Source organism: Desulfonatronum zhilinae, from assembly GCF_900182865.1.
Lineage (GTDB): Bacteria > Desulfobacterota > Desulfovibrionia > Desulfovibrionales > Desulfonatronaceae > Desulfonatronum > Desulfonatronum lacustre.
The window spans coordinates 1-1,536 of the sequence record NZ_FXUJ01000082.1 but is presented as its reverse complement, the minus strand read 5'-3'; the positions used below and the strand labels follow the sequence as shown (position 1 = coordinate 1,536).

Here is a 1,536-nt window from a genome sequence, read left to right as displayed (position 1 = left end):
AAAATTTCTTCAGCAAACATGGCAAGCCCTCCTGCGGAGAGGGCTACCTAAACAGATTGTGGTCAGTCAATTCCACATTAAACGTCGAAGAACCCAGCAAATGCGTGATGCCCAATTCCCGGCCCAGGATCCAGTTCGACGCCCAGGGCGTCTGCAATGCGTGCGGGAATGCCGAGGAAAAATCGCGCATCGACTGGGAGGGCAGGAAGCAGGAGTTTCTGGACCTTCTTGCGTCATATCGCTCCAAGAACGGGGCCTGGGACTGCATCGTGCCCTGGAGCGGCGGCAAGGACAGCTCCAGCATCGCCTGGAAGCTGAAGCACGAATACGGGATGAATCCGCTACTGGTCACCTTTTCGCCGATGCTGCCCAACGAGGTCGGCAATCACAACCGGGAAGCCCTGATCAGGGCGGGCTTTGACCATCTTTTCTTCCGCCCGAACCAGAAGGTGCATAGGATTCTGGCCAGAAGATTCTTCCTGGAAAGGGGCAACCCCAAGGTGGCCTGGGATGCCGGGATCAACGCCATACCGGTCCAGGCGGCGGCCAGGCATTGCATCAAGCTGATCTTTTACGCCGAGCACGGCGAAAGCGAATACGGGGGCCGGGTTCTGAGCGAGGAGTCCAAGAAAATCAGGGATTTCACCGAGGTCGTCGAGCACCAGGTAGGCGACGATCCGCGCAACTGGGTCATGGATGGCGTCTTGCAGGGCGACTTGAACCCCTATGTCTACCCCTCTTCCGAAGAGATCCGGAATGTCGGGGTGAAGGCCATGTATTTTGCCTATTTCCATCGCTGGAGCATGTTTGAGAATTACACCTACATCAAGTACAAGATCGACTTCCAAACCAACCCGCACGGCCGCACTTGCGGCACGTTCACGGACTTCGACAGCCTGGACGACAAGTTCGACGACATCTACTACTACATGCAGTACATCAAATTCGGATTTGGAAGATGCGTCCGCGACACGTCCCGGTTTATCCAAAACGGCCACATGAGCCGCGATGAGGCCCTGGAATTGTGCAAAAAGTATGACGGCGAATATCCCGAGAGGTGGCTGGACGACGTTCTTGAATACCTGGATCTGGACCGCCGGGAATTTGATGACGTCATTGACAGGCACAGGAATGACGAAATCTGGGAAAAGGCGGACAATGCCTGGCGGCTGAGACATCCTTTGCCGTGATACTGCGGTTTGGTTTACCACGGAATACACGGAATACACGGAAAAGCACTGAAAAAGAAGGTTGAGGGGATGTCTCCTGGGAGCACGACTCGACCATGAGTATTTATGAAGGAGCCGGACATGAATGCAAAATATTCAAAGTTCCCCTGCGACCTGTGCGGGTCAACGCAGAGCGTCGAAGCGCCGTATGCGCGCCTGTACACCAATGACCAGCCCATCCACATCTGCAAAGAGTGCGGTTTTGTCTATGTCCTAAAATGAGCGATTTCACTACATCAGGCCTACAGCGTTTTATTGCATAATATATTGTTTTAATTTATTATTCCTTCCATCTTGATTCAGCGAA

1 protein-coding gene is annotated in these 1,536 nt (G+C 53.6%); it reads left to right on the top strand.

Going from position 1 to position 1,536, the window contains the following annotated elements; genetic code table 11:
* Positions 1-1,190: N-acetyl sugar amidotransferase (locus tag AC559A_RS19110; RefSeq protein ID WP_498819283.1), on the top strand; the 1,190-nt coding region annotated here is incomplete at its 5' end.
* Positions 1,191-1,536: the final 346 nt, after the last annotated feature.